Annotated in this window: 11 protein-coding genes and 1 pseudogene; 9 read left to right on the top strand and 3 right to left on the bottom strand. The window is 73.2% G+C overall.

What is annotated here, in order from left to right:
* Positions 1-81: 81 nt before the first annotated feature.
* Positions 82-777, top strand: coding sequence for a DUF899 family protein (locus AB0M28_RS24115; protein ID WP_365408533.1), 696 nt, complete (start codon positions 82-84; stop codon positions 775-777).
* A gap of 101 nt (positions 778-878) precedes the next feature.
* Positions 879-2,342 carry an ATP-binding protein gene (locus AB0M28_RS24110; protein ID WP_365408530.1) on the top strand — a complete coding sequence of 488 codons (1,464 nt, stop codon included), beginning with the start codon at positions 879-881 and terminating at the stop codon, positions 2,340-2,342.
* A gap of 35 nt (positions 2,343-2,377) precedes the next feature.
* Here the strand turns inward: AB0M28_RS24110 and AB0M28_RS24105 are convergent, their stop codons facing one another.
* Both AB0M28_RS24105 and AB0M28_RS24100 read right to left on the bottom strand, forming a co-directional pair.
* Positions 2,378-2,533 carry a hypothetical protein gene (locus tag AB0M28_RS24105; protein ID WP_365408528.1) on the bottom strand — a complete coding sequence of 52 codons (156 nt, stop codon included), beginning with the start codon at positions 2,531-2,533 and terminating at the stop codon, positions 2,378-2,380.
* A 225-nt stretch (positions 2,534-2,758) separates the two neighbouring features.
* A complete protein-coding gene (locus AB0M28_RS24100) occupies positions 2,759-4,405 on the bottom strand; it encodes a phospholipid carrier-dependent glycosyltransferase (protein WP_365408616.1) in 1,647 nt (548 codons plus the stop codon).
* Between the two features lie 182 nt (positions 4,406-4,587).
* On the opposite strand from AB0M28_RS24100, the gene rsmI reads away from it, so the two are divergent.
* From rsmI to AB0M28_RS24065, 7 genes and pseudogenes are all read left to right on the top strand, one after another.
* Positions 4,588-5,469, top strand: a complete 882-nt coding sequence (rsmI, locus tag AB0M28_RS24095; protein ID WP_365408525.1) for a 16S rRNA (cytidine(1402)-2'-O)-methyltransferase — start codon at positions 4,588-4,590, stop codon at positions 5,467-5,469.
* A 185-nt stretch (positions 5,470-5,654) separates the two neighbouring features.
* Positions 5,655-5,885, top strand: a pseudogene (locus tag AB0M28_RS24090) (hypothetical protein); the annotation flags it as partial.
* A gap of 102 nt (positions 5,886-5,987) precedes the next feature.
* Complete coding sequence (locus AB0M28_RS24085; protein WP_365408522.1) at positions 5,988-6,854, top strand: TatD family hydrolase; 867 nt, start codon at positions 5,988-5,990, stop codon at positions 6,852-6,854.
* Positions 6,855-6,987: 133 nt separating this feature from the next.
* Positions 6,988-8,175, top strand: a complete 1,188-nt coding sequence (locus AB0M28_RS24080; protein WP_365408519.1) for a ubiquitin-like domain-containing protein — start codon at positions 6,988-6,990, stop codon at positions 8,173-8,175.
* Entirely contained in the window at positions 8,172-9,044 is an 873-nt protein-coding gene (gene rsmA, locus AB0M28_RS24075; protein ID WP_365408516.1) for a 16S rRNA (adenine(1518)-N(6)/adenine(1519)-N(6))-dimethyltransferase RsmA, read from the top strand. The genes AB0M28_RS24080 and rsmA overlap by 4 nt, the downstream gene beginning before the upstream one ends.
* Positions 9,045-9,329: 285 nt before the next feature.
* The gene (locus AB0M28_RS24070; RefSeq protein WP_365408513.1) at positions 9,330-10,007 is read left to right on the top strand and encodes a LuxR C-terminal-related transcriptional regulator; all 678 of its coding nucleotides are present in this window, start codon (positions 9,330-9,332) and stop codon (positions 10,005-10,007) included.
* A gap of 604 nt (positions 10,008-10,611) precedes the next feature.
* Complete coding sequence (locus AB0M28_RS24065; protein ID WP_365408510.1) at positions 10,612-11,991, top strand: PQQ-binding-like beta-propeller repeat protein; 1,380 nt, start codon at positions 10,612-10,614, stop codon at positions 11,989-11,991.
* A gap of 10 nt (positions 11,992-12,001) precedes the next feature.
* Here AB0M28_RS24065 and AB0M28_RS24060 read toward each other — a convergent pair whose 3' ends face one another.
* Positions 12,002-12,772: a response regulator transcription factor gene (locus tag AB0M28_RS24060; RefSeq protein WP_365408507.1), complete on the bottom strand. Its 771-nt coding sequence runs from the start codon at positions 12,770-12,772 to the stop codon at positions 12,002-12,004.
* Between the last annotated feature and the right edge of the window lie 495 nt (positions 12,773-13,267).

Raw genomic sequence — 13,267 nt, 5'->3', positions numbered from 1 at the left:
GGGGAGGACCGATGAGTTCCGCGGCCGGGCGCGGTCTACCTCCGTACAGCGCAATCCATCGACGTTTCTCAGCGAGGGACCATGACTGCGAACGCACTACCGCCCGTCGTCGACGCGGACACCTGGCAGCACGAACTCGACGCCCTGCGCGCCCGGGAGAAGGCCGCGACCCGGGAACTCGACGCGATCGCCGCGCAGCGGCGCCGGCTGCCGATGGTCCGGATGCCGGACTACACCCTGGAGGGTGCGGACGGCCCGGTGCGGCTGGCGGACGTCTTCGGGGACAGGCGGCAGCTGATCGTCTACAACCACATGTGGTCCGAGGGCAAGGAGTGGCAGTGCTCGGGCTGCACGGGCTTCACGTCCCAGTTCACCCGGCTGGAGTTCCTGCAGGCGTACGACGCCCGGTTCGTGATCGTCACGCAGGGCCCGATCGACGAGGCGCTCGCCTACAAGCGGCGGGTCGGCAACCGGATGGACTGGTACTCCACGGCGAACAGCCCGTTCGGCACGGACACGGGCGCCCCGCCCGGCGGCGGCTACGCGGTGAACGTCTTCCTCCGCGACGGCGACGCGGTGTACCGCACCTGGCACACGGACGGCCGCGGCACGGAACAGCTCAGCCACTCCTTCCCCCTGATCGACCTCCTCCCGTACGGCCGCCAGGAGGAATGGCAGGACTCCCCGGAGGGCTGGCCCCAGTCCCCGACGTTCAGCGGCTGGAGCACGTCGAAGGAGATCGCGGCGCTGTACGGGACGGACGCCCCGGAGGCGTAGGCCGCCGCCCGCGGAGGCCCACCCGCCGCCGCATTGCCCTGATGGAGGCGGCTATGTAGATTCAATCTACGTAGATGTCGGCTACCTAAAGAGCTGATCGTGTGGCGACGAGTGGGTTCATCGGGCGGGGCCGGGAGCTTGCGCTGCTGGGCAAGCGCCTGGAGCGGGTCCGAGTGTCGGGACGTGGTGTGGCCCTGGCCGTCCGGGGCCGCCGGCAGGTCGGCAAGAGCCGGCTGGTGCAGGAGTTCTGCGACCGGTCCGGGGTCCCGTACCTGTACTTCACCGCGACCAAGGGGGCCTCCCCGGTCGAGGCCACGGCCGCACTGCTGTCGGAGCTGCGCGGATCCACGCTCATCGCCGACGAGGGCGACCGGGACCTGGTGCCGCGGCTGGAGAGCGCGGCATGGCCGGACATCTTCCGGATCCTGGCCGGTGCGCTGCCCACCGAGCCGTGCGTCGTGGTGCTGGACGAGCTGCCGTGGCTGTCGGAGCAGGACGTCGTCTTCGAGGGAGCGCTGCAGACGGCCTGGGACCGGCTGCTGTCCACGCGGCCGGTGCTGTTGCTGCTGCTCGGCTCGGACCTGCACATGATGGAGCGGTTGACCGCGTACGACAGACCCTTCTACGGCCGGGCCGACAACCTGGTGCTGGGCGCACTCGACCCGGCCGAGACCGGTGCCGCACTGGGCTTGGGCGGCGCCGCCGCGCTGGACGCGCATCTGGTGTCCGGGGGGCTGCCCGGCATTCTGCGGGCCTGGCCGCACGGCACGCCTGCGCTGGAGTTCCTGCGCGCCGAGTGCGCCGACCCGGCCTCACCGGTTTTCGGGGTGCCGGAGACCACACTCATGGCCGAGTTCCCGAACCCCGACACGGCTCGCCGGGTACTGGAGGCGGTCGGAGCCGGGGAGCGTACGCACGCCAACATCGCCGCGACTGCCGGCAGCCGGGAGGGCGCGCTGCCATCAGGCACGCTCTCGCCGCTGTTGCGCCGGCTCACGGAGGAGAAGCACGTGCTGGCCGTGGAGCAGCCGCTGTCCACCCGGCCGGGCAAGCCGGCGCTGTACCGCGTCGCGGACAGCAACCTGCGGCTGTACCTGGCGGTCCTGCGCTCGGCCCAGAACCTGGCCAGGCGCGGTCAGCCGGCGGCGGGCTACCGGGCCGTCGAGCGGCGGTGGCACAGCTGGCGGGGCCGTGCGGTGGAGCCGCTCGTGCGCGAGGCGCTGGAGCTGGCGGCCGTCGCGGGCAGCCTGCCATGGCCGCAGACGGAGGTGGTCGGCGGCTGGTGGAACCGGCAGTTCGACCCCGAACTCGACCTGGTCGGAGCCGACCGCGCGCCGGTCGCCGACCGGATCGATTTCGTGGGCTCCGTCAAGTGGCTGGAGACGCCGTTCGACGCGCACGACCTGGCCGCTCTGCGCCGGGGCGCGACCCAGGTCCCGGGTGCCGACCCCGCGGAAACCGGCCTGGCGGTCGTCTCCCTCTCCGGCGTTTCCGAGCGCATGCCACGCGACGGCGTGGGCCTGGTCTGGGCGGCGGACGACGTCGTCGCGGCCTGGGGCGGCTGACGGCAGCAACCGGGGTGCCCGCGCGGCCGATGGGCTCAGGAGGAGAGAGCTCGCGCAATTGCTCGGAGCAGCGATTCCTTCGCGGCTGGCAGCAGGATCTCCAGATGGCCTGCGGTCAGCTCGCAGACCACCATGGACCGGTCGGGTTCCACCGCGACGACCACGGCACCGGGAGGTCCGAGTCGAAGCATCGGAATCGCGCTGTCTCTGCTGCGGATATGCGCACCCGGACGGCCCGAAGTCCACATGCGCCCGATGCCGCTTGCCCCCCGTGTTGCGCAGCCGCGCGTGGCAGGCGATTCGCACGCTGTCTCCCCGGTCGAGTCGGGATGCGAGCTGAGCACACCGGAACCGGCGCCAGCGCCTGTTCGCGCGTGGGATCAGGACGTCGGCGGCCAAGACGAGGCCAGCCGCGGCTAGATCCAGGTGCTGAACCACATCCGGTCGCTCCACTCGTCCCGGGAGATCGTCTGGCCCGTGTAGATCGGGAAGAAGTAGATGAAGTTCCAGACGATCAGCAGGACCAGCACGCCCCCCGTCACCACGCCCACCGTTCTGCGGCGTTCCGAGGAGCCCGGGGGGCCCGCGATCGCGCCGAGGAGCATGGCCAGGGCGAGGCAGAGGAACGGGACGAAGACCACCGCGTAGAAGTAGAAGATCGTGCGTTCCTGGTAGCGCAGCCACGGGAGCCAGCCCGCGGCGAGGCCGCACAGGAGGGCGCCCGCGCGCCAGTCGCGGCGCAGGGCCCAGCGGTAGAGGCAGTAGACCACCGCCGCGATGCCCAGCCACCACAGCAGCGGGGTGCCGAGGGCGAGGACCTCGCGGGCGCAGTCCTGCGAGGCGTCCGCGGGGCAGCCGGACTTGCCGGGCTTGGGGCCCTCCCAGAAGTACGAGACGGGGCGGCCGGCCACCGGCCAGGTCCAGGGGTTGGACTCGTAGCGGTGGGCCGTCTCGAGGTTGACGTGGAACTGCCACACCTCGTGGTGGTAGTGCCACAGCGAGCGCAGCGCCTGCGTCCAGCCCCAGCCGCCGCGGTCCGACGCCCAGTCCCGGAAGTAGCCGCCCGACGTCGCGAACCAGCCCGTCCAGCTCGCGAGGTACGTCAGCAGCGCCACCGGGACGATCGTCAGGGCCATCGGGACGTCGCGGATGAGCGTCCAGAGATAGGAGTTGCGCGCGCCCGCGACCCGGCGGCCCGAGGCGTCCCAGAGGACCATGAGGATCCCGAACGCGGCGAGGAACACCGCGCCGTTCCACTTCGTACCGATCGCCAGGCCCAGGAAGACCGCGGCCCCCAGGCGCCACGGACGCCACAGGAACCACATCGACTCCGCCACCGAGGCGTCCGGCCGCCCGTCCGCCGGCAGCGCCGCCGCCAGCCGCTCGCGGAACCTGTCCCGGTCGACGAGCAGACAGCCGAAGGCCGCCAGCACCCAGAACATGACGACGAGGTCCAGCAGCGCCGTGCGGCTCATCACGAAGTGCAGGCCGTCCACCGCCATCAGCCCGCCGGCCAGGCAGCCCAGCAGCGTCGAGCGGAAGAGCCGGCGGCCGATCCGGCAGAGCATGAGCACGGAGAGCGTGCCGAGCACGGCCATCATGAACCGCCAGCCGAACGGGTTCAGGCCGTACATCCACTCGCCCAGCGCGATGACCCACTTGCCGACCGGCGGATGGACCACGTAGGAGGGGTCCGAGGAGAGCGGGATCGTCTGCGGGTCGGCAAGGATCCTGGCATTGGCGTCGTTCGGCCAGACGCCCTCATAACCCTGCTGGAGAAGCGCCCAGCCGTCCTTCGCGTAGTACGTCTCGTCGAATATCACCGCGTGCGGGCTGCCCAGCCGCCAGAAGCGGATCAGGCCCGCGAACAGCGCGACCAGCAGCGGACCCGCCCAGGCGGAGATCCGCACCATCCGGCGCGCCCCGTCGGGGCTCGCCCCGAGCAGCTCCCAGACCCGGGTGCCGCCCTCGGCGTACGGCGGGAGCAGGCGGTCGCGGCTGGTGGTCCGGGCCGGGGCGACGTATCCGAAGCGCCTCAGCCGGGCGGGCCACAGCCCGCGCACCGTCTCCTCGTCCGTCCGGTGCGCCGCCTCGGTCGCCGTGTCGCTGCTCACGGTGGGCCATCCTATGGGTGGGCCCGTAAGCACGGGGTGTGGCGTGCCCGGCACCCACAGCCCGCGTACCCGGCCCACACCCGCCCCTCCCCGCCACGCGCCCCCCGCCCCGCGCAGGGCAGACTGGGGCCGTGGACAGCGCACCCAGCCCCACCGGGCTCCTCGTACTGGCCGGTACCCCCATCGGCGACCTCACGGACGCCTCGCCGCGGCTCGCGGCCGAGCTGGGCGCCGCCGACGTGATCGCCGCGGAGGACACCCGGCGGCTGCGCCGGCTCACCCAGGCGCTGGGCGTCGAGCCGCGCGGGCGCGTCGTGTCGTACTTCGAGGGCAACGAGACCGCCCGTACGCCCGAGCTCGTCGAGGCCCTGACCGGCGGCCGGCGCGTGCTGCTGGTCACCGACGCCGGGATGCCGTCCGTGTCCGACCCCGGCTACCGGCTGGTCGCGGCCGCCGTGCAGCACGGCATCACCGTCACCGCCGTGCCCGGACCCTCCGCCGTACTCGCCGCCCTCGCCGTGTCCGCGCTGCCCGTGGACCGCTTCTGCTTCGAGGGCTTCCTGCCCCGCAAGGCCGGCGAGCGGCTGTCCCGGCTGAAGGAGGTCGGGGACGAGCGGCGCACGCTCGTGTACTTCGAGGCCCCGCACCGCCTCGCCGACACCCTCGCCGCCATGGCCGAGGTCTTCGGCGAGGACCGCCGGGCCGCGGTGTGCCGGGAGCTGACCAAGACGTACGAGGAGGTCCGCCGCGGCCCGCTGAAGGAGCTGGCCGACTGGGCCGCCGGCGGGGTGCGCGGCGAGATCACCGTCGTCGTCGAGGGCGCCCCCGAGCGCGGCCCCCAGGCCCTGACGCCCGAGGAGCTGGCGCGCCGGGTCGGCGTCCGCGAGGAGGCCGGGGAGCGCCGCAAGGAGGCCATCGCGGCCGTGGCGCAGGAGCTGGGCCTACCCAAGCGGGAGGTCTTCGATGCCGTGGTGGCGGCAAAGAACGCGGCCGGTGACGGTACGGGGCGGTAAAGGTCCCGGGCAGGACGCGGTAAAGCCCGTGGGCCCTGGGTAAAGGGCCCCTCCGGCAGCCGGGCCCCTTTCCCATGCGCCGGGAAAATCCGTCCCAACAAGGGACAGGGCAGGCTGCGAGCCGGCCCGATCGGGTGTCCACTGGTGGAAGGAAGAGGGGCACTCCGGTAAAGGAGGCGGACGGCATGAGCGAGACCGGCGAGACGGTCACTGAGGCGTATGCCTTCGCGTGTATGCGATGCGGGCACGCCTGGGAGCAGAGTTACGAGATACACCACCACACCGACGCCAAGGGTCGTCCCTACGTCACCTACCACGCCGACGGTGAGCGGGTCCCCTCACCCCTGACCAGGCCGACGTGCCTGAACTGCGGCGAGCACGTCGTACGGATCATGCGGTCGGGGCAGGTGCGCACGGCCGTGAAGGGCTGGGAGAGCTACTACCACTGACCCCGGCCGGGAGCCGGCCGCCGACCCTGGCCGGACGGCGCGTCCACGCCCGGAAGTAGAGTCGGCGGCATGGACAAAACCGCCGCGCCGCCGCTGCCCGAGCCGCTGCGTGTGGCCGTCGCCGACTCGCACACCCATCTGGACATGCAGGACGGCACTGTAGAAGAAGCCCTGGCCAAGGCCGCGCGGGCCGGCGTCACGACCGTGATCCAGGTCGGCTGCGACGTGAAGGGCTCGCGCTGGGCCGCCGAGACCGCGGCGGCCCACGACGCCGTCTGGGCGGCGGTGGCCCTGCACCCCAACGAGGCCCCCCGGATCGTGCTGGGCGACCCCGACGGCTGGTCCCGGCAGGGCGCGCGCACCCCCGGCGGCCAGGAGGCCCTGGACGAGGCCCTCGCCGAGATCGAGGCGCTGGCGGCGCTCGACCACGTGAAGGCGGTCGGCGAGACGGGCCTGGACTACTTCCGTACGGGCGAGGAGGGCGTCGCCGCGCAGGAGCTGTCCTTCCGCCGGCACATCGACATCGCCAAGCGGTACGGCAAGGCGCTGGTGATCCACGACCGCGACGCCCACGACGACGTGCTGCGGGTGCTGGACGAGGAGGGCGCCCCCGAGCGGACCGTCTTCCACTGCTACTCCGGCGACGCGGAGATGGCGCGCGTCTGCGCCGACAAGGGCTACTACATGTCCTTCGCCGGGAACGTCACCTTCAAGAACGCCCAGCCGCTGCGCGACGCCCTCGCCGTCGCCCCGCTGGAGCTGGTCCTCGTCGAGACGGACGCGCCGTTCCTGACGCCCGTGCCGTACCGCGGACGGCCTAACGCCCCGTATCTCATTCCGGTCACGCTGCGTGCGATGGCCGCCTCGAAGGGTGTGGCGGAAGACGTGCTGGCCGCGGCGGTCGCGGCCAACACGGCGCGTGCGTTCGGGTATTGAGATTGCGCCGTCCGGCTCCCCGGTCCGTCACAGCGGGTGACGGACCGGTTTTGCGCGGTGCCGCGCCCGCGCTATGGTCCCCGGCCCGTCCGCCTTCGGTGGACGTGAACTGTTCCCGGACGACTGGAGCAAGGTGACTCCCTCGTACGACAGACCCGCCCGGCTCGACGAAGAGCCGGGCAGCCGGGCCGCCGCCCGGATCGGGGCCCGCGCCGCCCGTACCCGGCGGCGCCGGCAGCAGGCGACGCGGCTGGTGCCGCAGGCGCTGGTGGTCGCCACGCTGGCCGGCGGCACCACGGCGTTCGTCGCCGACGGCAAGAGCGTGACGCTCGAGGTGGACGGCGCGGAGCGCCGGGTGTACACGCTGGCGGACACCGTCGGCGAGCTGCTCGACGCGGGCGGCGTCGACACCGGCCCGTACGACCGCGTGCTCCCCGCGCCGGACACCGGCCTGCACCACGGTGACACGGTCACCGTGCGGCACGCCCGCCCGGTCCAGCTCACCGTCGACGGGCGCCGGCGCACGCTGTGGACGACCGCCCGTACCGTCGACGAGGCCCTCGGCCGGCTGGCGATGCCGGGCCGGGCCGACGTGTCCGCCTCGCGCGGCACGGCGATCGGGCGCAACGGGCTGGCGGTCGAGGTCCTCACCGAGCGGGAGGTCCGCGTCGTCGTCGCGGGCCGCGAGCGCACGGTACGGACCCGCGCGGCCACGGTCCGCGAGGCGCTGCGGGAGGCGGGCGTGGACCCGCACCCCGAGGACCGGGTGTCGGCGCCGCTGGACTCGGTGCCGCGGAACGGGCAGCGGATCGTGGTGGAGCAGGTGCGCACCCGCGAGCGGGTACGCGTCGAGACCGTCCCGTACCCCACCGTCACCCGCCGCGACCCGTCGCGGTACGCCGGCGAGCGGGTCGTGGAGCGCCCCGGCCGCGAGGGCGCCCGCCGCGTCGTCTACCGGGTGCGCACGGTCGACGGCGTACGCAAGGAGCACCAGCGCCTGAGCGTGACGGTGCTGCGCGAGCCCGAGCCGCAGGTCGTCCGCGTCGGCACCCGCCCGCGGCCCGCGTCCGTCGCCGGGGCGGAGGGCCTGAACTGGTCGGCGCTGGCCTCGTGCGAGTCCGGCGGGCGGCCGCACGTGACCGACCCGTCTGGGACGTACGGCGGGCTGTACCAGTTCGACACCCGGACCTGGCAGGGCGTGGGCGGCAGCGGCCGCCCGCAGGACGCGTCCGCCGAGGAGCAGACGTACCGGGCGAAGAAGCTGTACATCCAGCGGGGGGCGGCGCCGTGGCCCGTCTGCGGCCGTAACCTGTACAGGTGAGTTCAAGCACCACCGAAGGCCCGCTGCTCGGGCCCGCCGACATCCGGGAGCTGGCCGCGGCGCTGGGCGTACGCCCGACGAAGCAGCGCGGCCAGAACTTCGTCATCGACGCCAACACCGTGCGGCGCATCGTCCGCACGGCCGAGGTGCGCCCCGACGACGTGGTCGTGGAGGTGGGACCGGGCCTCGGCTCGCTCACCCTCGCGCTGCTGCAGGCGGCGCGCTGGGTGACGGCGGTGGAGATCGACGACGTGCTCGCGGCGGCCCTCCCGGCCACGGTCGCCGCGCGGCTGCCGGCCCGGGCGGAGTCCTTCGCGCTGGTGCACTCCGACGCGATGCAGGTCACCGAGCTGCCGGGCCCGGAGCCGACGGCGCTGGTGGCGAACCTGCCGTACAACGTGGCGGTGCCGGTGCTGCTGCACATGCTCGCGACCTTCCCGACCATCGAGCGCACGCTGGTGATGGTGCAGTCGGAGGTCGCGGACCGGCTGGCGGCGGCGCCGGGCTCGAAGGTCTACGGCGTCCCGTCGGTGAAGGCCAACTGGTACGCGGACGTCAAGCGCGCCGGAGCCATCGGCCGCAACGTCTTCTGGCCCGCGCCGAACGTCGACTCGGGCCTGGTGTCCCTGGTCCGCCGCGACCCGCCGCGGACGACCGCGTCGAGGGCGGAGGTCTTCCGGGTGATCGACGCGGCCTTCGCCCAGCGCCGCAAGACGCTGCGCTCGGCGCTGTCGGGGTGGGCCGGCTCGGCCCCGGCGGCGGAGGCGGCGCTGGTCGCGGCGGGAGTGTCGCCGCAAGCGCGCGGAGAGGCGCTCACCGTCGAGGACTTCGCGCGGATCGCGGAACACCGGGCGCCGCAGGCAGGCTGACGCCCGCCCGGGAGCCGTGCGCGGAGGCGTCGTCCGTGACGGGCGCGAGCCCTGTGGCGGACGGGCGGCCGGAGCGCCGGCGACGGTTCGGCGAAGCCGCGGCGGACTGCCGGGCGGTATGAGCCCGGGTACGCCGACGTGCGCGGTAACGCCGGAGATTTCGACATTCCGGGATACTTCTGGCCGGTAAGGCGGTACCTTCCGGGGGCAAGACCCCGCTGAACACTGGCCTTCGGGGGAGAACGGGGATTCAGCTGCCGGCTGCGGGATGGGGGAGGGCGTGCCATGGCAGTGCGGCTCATCGTGGTCGACGACCACCGGTTGCTCGCGGAGGCGCTTGCCTCCGCGCTCAAGCTGCGCGGGCACCGGGTGCTCGCGGCGACCGCGCCGGTCGCGGGGGCGGCGGAGCTGGTCATCAGCCGGTCACCCGAGGTGTGCCTGCTCGGCACGGGGTCCCCGGCCGCGCCGGGGGTGTTCGATCCGGTCGTACGGATCAAGGCCGAGCGCCCGCAGATAGCCGTGGTCGTGCTGGGACCGGTGCCGTCGCCGCGCGGCATCGCGGCCGCGTTCGCGGCGGGGGCCTCCGGCTACGTCCGCCACGACGAACGGATCGAGGGCGTCGAACGCGCCATGGTCAAGGCCCGCGCCGGCGAGGCCGCGGTGGCCCCCCAGCTCCTCCAGGGCGCCTTCGCGGAACTCCTCAACCCCGCGGCCGCACCGGACGACGAGGGCGCGCGCCTGCTGGAGATGCTCACCCCGCGCGAGGTGGAGGTCCTGGTCCGCGTCGCCGAGGGCGAGGACACCCGCCTCATCGCAGCGGGCATGGGCATCGCCCCGTCGACGGCCCGCACGCACGTCCAGCGCGTGCTCATGAAGCTCGGCGTCGGTTCACGGTTGGAGGCGGCGGCGCTGGCGGCCCGAACGGGGCTCCTGGACCGGGCGGTCCAGGAGGAGGGTGACTGAGCATCCCTTGCCGCGGTCCGCTGCGCGGTGCGGTCCCGCTGGCGCCTGCGGCGCGCTTCGGCGCTTCGCGCCTCAGTCCTCAAACGCCGGACGGGCTGGAGGTCGCCTTTGCGTCGGCTGACGCAGTCGGCGCCTCGTCCTCAAGCGCCGGACGGGCTGGGATTGGTGCCGGTCACGTTGGAAGGGTCGGTCTGTGACGCCTTCCCCCGGAGGCCCCTCCGTACGGGACGGTGATAGAAACGTAGGAACTTGACCGCGCCGGCCCCCGGGGGGAAACGTGACCGAGCCGCAGCCGCCGAACCAGCAGCCGCAGCCCGGGGGTTTCGGGCCCCCCGGGCAACCGCAGCCGCAGCCCGGCGGAGCGGGCTATCCCGGGTTCCCGCAGCAGACACCGGGCTACGGGACCCCGAACACCCCCCACCAGCCCGGCTACGGAACCCCCGGCTCCACCGCGCAGCCGGCATACGGCTATCCGAACCCGTACCAGCAGCCGGCACCCCCCGAGGCGTACCCCGCGTACGCCCCCGCACAGCACCCCGCGCCCACCCCGCACCAAACCCACCAACCTCCGCACCCCCACACCCGTTCCCCCCGCGCCAAAGCCGTGATCACCCTCAGCGTCATCCTCGCCATGCTCTTCGTCGCCGGCTCCGGCTACACCGCCTGGCAACTCACCGACGACGGCGACACGAAGACCACCACCGCCGCCGGAGGCGACCAGCCCGGCGGCGCCGACGCGAAGCCGAAGTCCGTCGCCGGGCGCGAGCTGTTCAGCGTCGCGTATCCGAAGATCAGCGCCAGCGTCATGGGTACGGACGGGCTGTGGGCCACGGAGAAGACCGTCGCCAAGGGCGAGCCGTACGCGGTCGCCGGATACGACAGCGCCTCCGGCAAGGAGCAGTGGCGGCTGCCCCTCGACGGCGAGATCTGCGGCGCCTCCCAGCACATGACCGAGGACGGCAAGGCGGCCGTGCTCTTCCAGGACCACAAGCCCGCGAACAAGGACGACCACCCGAGCTGCTCCGTCGTCGCGGTGATCGACATCGCGCAGGGCAAGAAGCTCTGGCAGGGCTCCGGAACGGACGGCGACCAGCCGCTGCGGCTCGACGAGGTGACCGTCGGCGGCGGCGCCGTGGCCGCCGGCGGCACGAGCGGCGCCATCGTGTGGAAGCTGGAGGGCGGCGACCCGCTCTGGCAGTCCCAGTCCGGCACCGAGTGCAGCGAGGACGGCTTCGGCGGCGGCCGGGCCCTGGTCGCGGTCGTCCGCTGCGGCAACTACAGCAGCCCCCAGATGCGGGTCGAGAAGCTCGACGTCAACACCAAGCAGCCGGTCTGGAGTTACCGCCTCCCCAACGGCACCCAGTACGCGCAGCTGCTGTCCACCGACCCGGTGGTCGTGGGCCTCACCCTCGGCGACCACAGCGGCACCAGCGATCTGCTCTCCCTCGACGACCAGGGCAGACTGCGCGCCAGGATCTCGCTCGGCACCGTCGCCGGGGGCGGCGACTCCGCGAAGTACGACCCCAACTGCGAGGCCACGGAGATCGAACCCTGCCGCACGGTCGCCGTCGACGGGTCGTACGTCTACCTCGCCTCGCAGGAGCACAGCTCCGGCTCCGCGGACGGCCGTTCGACCAACGAGATCGTCGCCTTCGACCTCGGCACGGGCAAGGAGGTCAGGAAGTTCGACGCCGGTGAGGGACGGACGGTCGCGCCGCTGCGCATGGCCGGATCGAAGCTGCTCGTGTACCTGGAGCCGACGTACAAGGAACCCGGCCGCGTCCTGGCGATCGATCCCGCCACCGGGAAGCAGGACGCGTGGCTGCGGCTGCCCGCCTCGCAGTCCGAGATCGACGCCCAGCTCTCACCCGACCGCGACACCTTCGCCTACGCCCACGGCCGCATCTACATGGGGCTCAACACGGTGTCCGACGACGGCGGCGAACACAACAAGTACCTGATGGTGGCGTACGGGAGCGCCTGACCTTCGCCCCTTACGACGACAGCGTCGCCGGCTCCCCGAGATCCGCCGGGCCCACCCCGGCCCGGCGGGCCAGCGCCACGGCGGCCAGCGTGGAGTGCACGCCGAGCTTGCCGAGGACGTTCTGCATATGGGTGCGGACCGTGTGCGGGGAGAGGTAGAGCCGCTCGGCGACGGCCTTGCGGCCCAGACCGGCCACCATGCAGCGCAGCACCTCGCGTTCGCGCGGGGTGAGCGACTCGACGAGCTGCTCGCTCTCCGTGCGGTGCTTGCGCGCGGCCGTCAACTCCCGCAGTACGCCGGTGAGCAGCGCCGGCGGCAGATGCGTCTCGTCGCGCAGGACGCCTCGGATGACGGCCAGCAGCCGCTGCAGCGAACAGTCCTTGGCCACCCAGCCCGACGCGCCCGCCTGCAGGGCGGCGGCCGCGCGCCGAGGGTCGTCGCGCTCGGCCAGCACCACCACACGGGTCGTGGGATGGGCCGTACGGGCTCTCGCCACCAGGGAGATGCCCGGCGCGGGTGCGTCGGGTGACGCGTGCGACGAGCCGTTGACCGCGGGCGCGGCCGGGTCGGCTCTGTGCGGGGCCGGGTCGTGCGCCTCGGTGTCCGCGAGCAGCACGTCGAAGCGGCGGCCCTCGGAGACCGCACGGTCCAGCAGGCGCAGCGCCGCCTGAGCACTGCCCACCGCCATCACGTCGACGTCCGGTTCGGCGGCGAGTGCGGCGGCCAGGGACTCGGCGAAGATGCGGTGGTCGTCCACCACGAGTACACGGATTCGAGCCATGGAGGTCCACCCCCAGTCCGGCGGAGAACGGTCGGTGAAGCGCGACGCCCGGGCGAAGTGCGCTCCCGGACGGCCGCCGCCGTCACGGGTCACGTCTACCCCGCGCCAGGCGCCGCACCTCACTGTCTCGCCCCCTGATCAGCATCGGCCCCCACCGATGCTGTGCTCTTCAGAGTAGGGCTGTCGCGCTCCTTGGGAAGCCCATTGGTGAAAACTCGGCCACGGAGGGCTGCGCCTCGGCTACGGGTGGCTATCGCCTCTGCCGCGGCTTTCGGCGCTGCGCGCCTCGTCCTCAAGCGCCGGACGGGCTTCATGGTGCGTTGCGCCGGCTGACGCGCTTCGGCGCTGCGCGCCTCAGTCCTCAAACGCCGGACGGGCTTTGTGTGCGGTTGCGTCGGCTGACGCGCTTCGGGCTTCGCCCGAAGTCCTCAAACGCCGGACGGGCTTCAGGGGTGCCTGGGTCGAGGCTGCCGGACTGCAGATCCGCGTACGCCG

This window comes from Streptomyces sp. NPDC051940 (assembly GCF_040680895.1).
GTDB lineage: Bacteria > Actinomycetota > Actinomycetes > Streptomycetales > Streptomycetaceae > Streptomyces.
This window is presented reverse-complemented; position numbering and strand designations above follow the sequence as displayed.

What these genes read in the sequence shown, in the direction of transcription:
- AB0M28_RS24115 (WP_365408533.1), top strand. Translation starts at nt 82, where the DNA reads ATGACTGCGAACGCACTACCGCCCGTCGTCGACGCGGACACCTGGCAG.
- AB0M28_RS24105 (WP_365408528.1), bottom strand. Translation starts at nt 2,533, where the DNA reads ATGCTTCGACTCGGACCTCCCGGTGCCGTGGTCGTCGCGGTGGAACCC.
- AB0M28_RS24085 (WP_365408522.1), top strand. Translation starts at nt 5,988, where the DNA reads ATGGACAAAACCGCCGCGCCGCCGCTGCCCGAGCCGCTGCGTGTGGCC.
- AB0M28_RS24070 (WP_365408513.1), top strand. Translation starts at nt 9,330, where the DNA reads ATGGCAGTGCGGCTCATCGTGGTCGACGACCACCGGTTGCTCGCGGAG.
- AB0M28_RS24060 (WP_365408507.1), bottom strand. Translation starts at nt 12,772, where the DNA reads ATGGCTCGAATCCGTGTACTCGTGGTGGACGACCACCGCATCTTCGCC.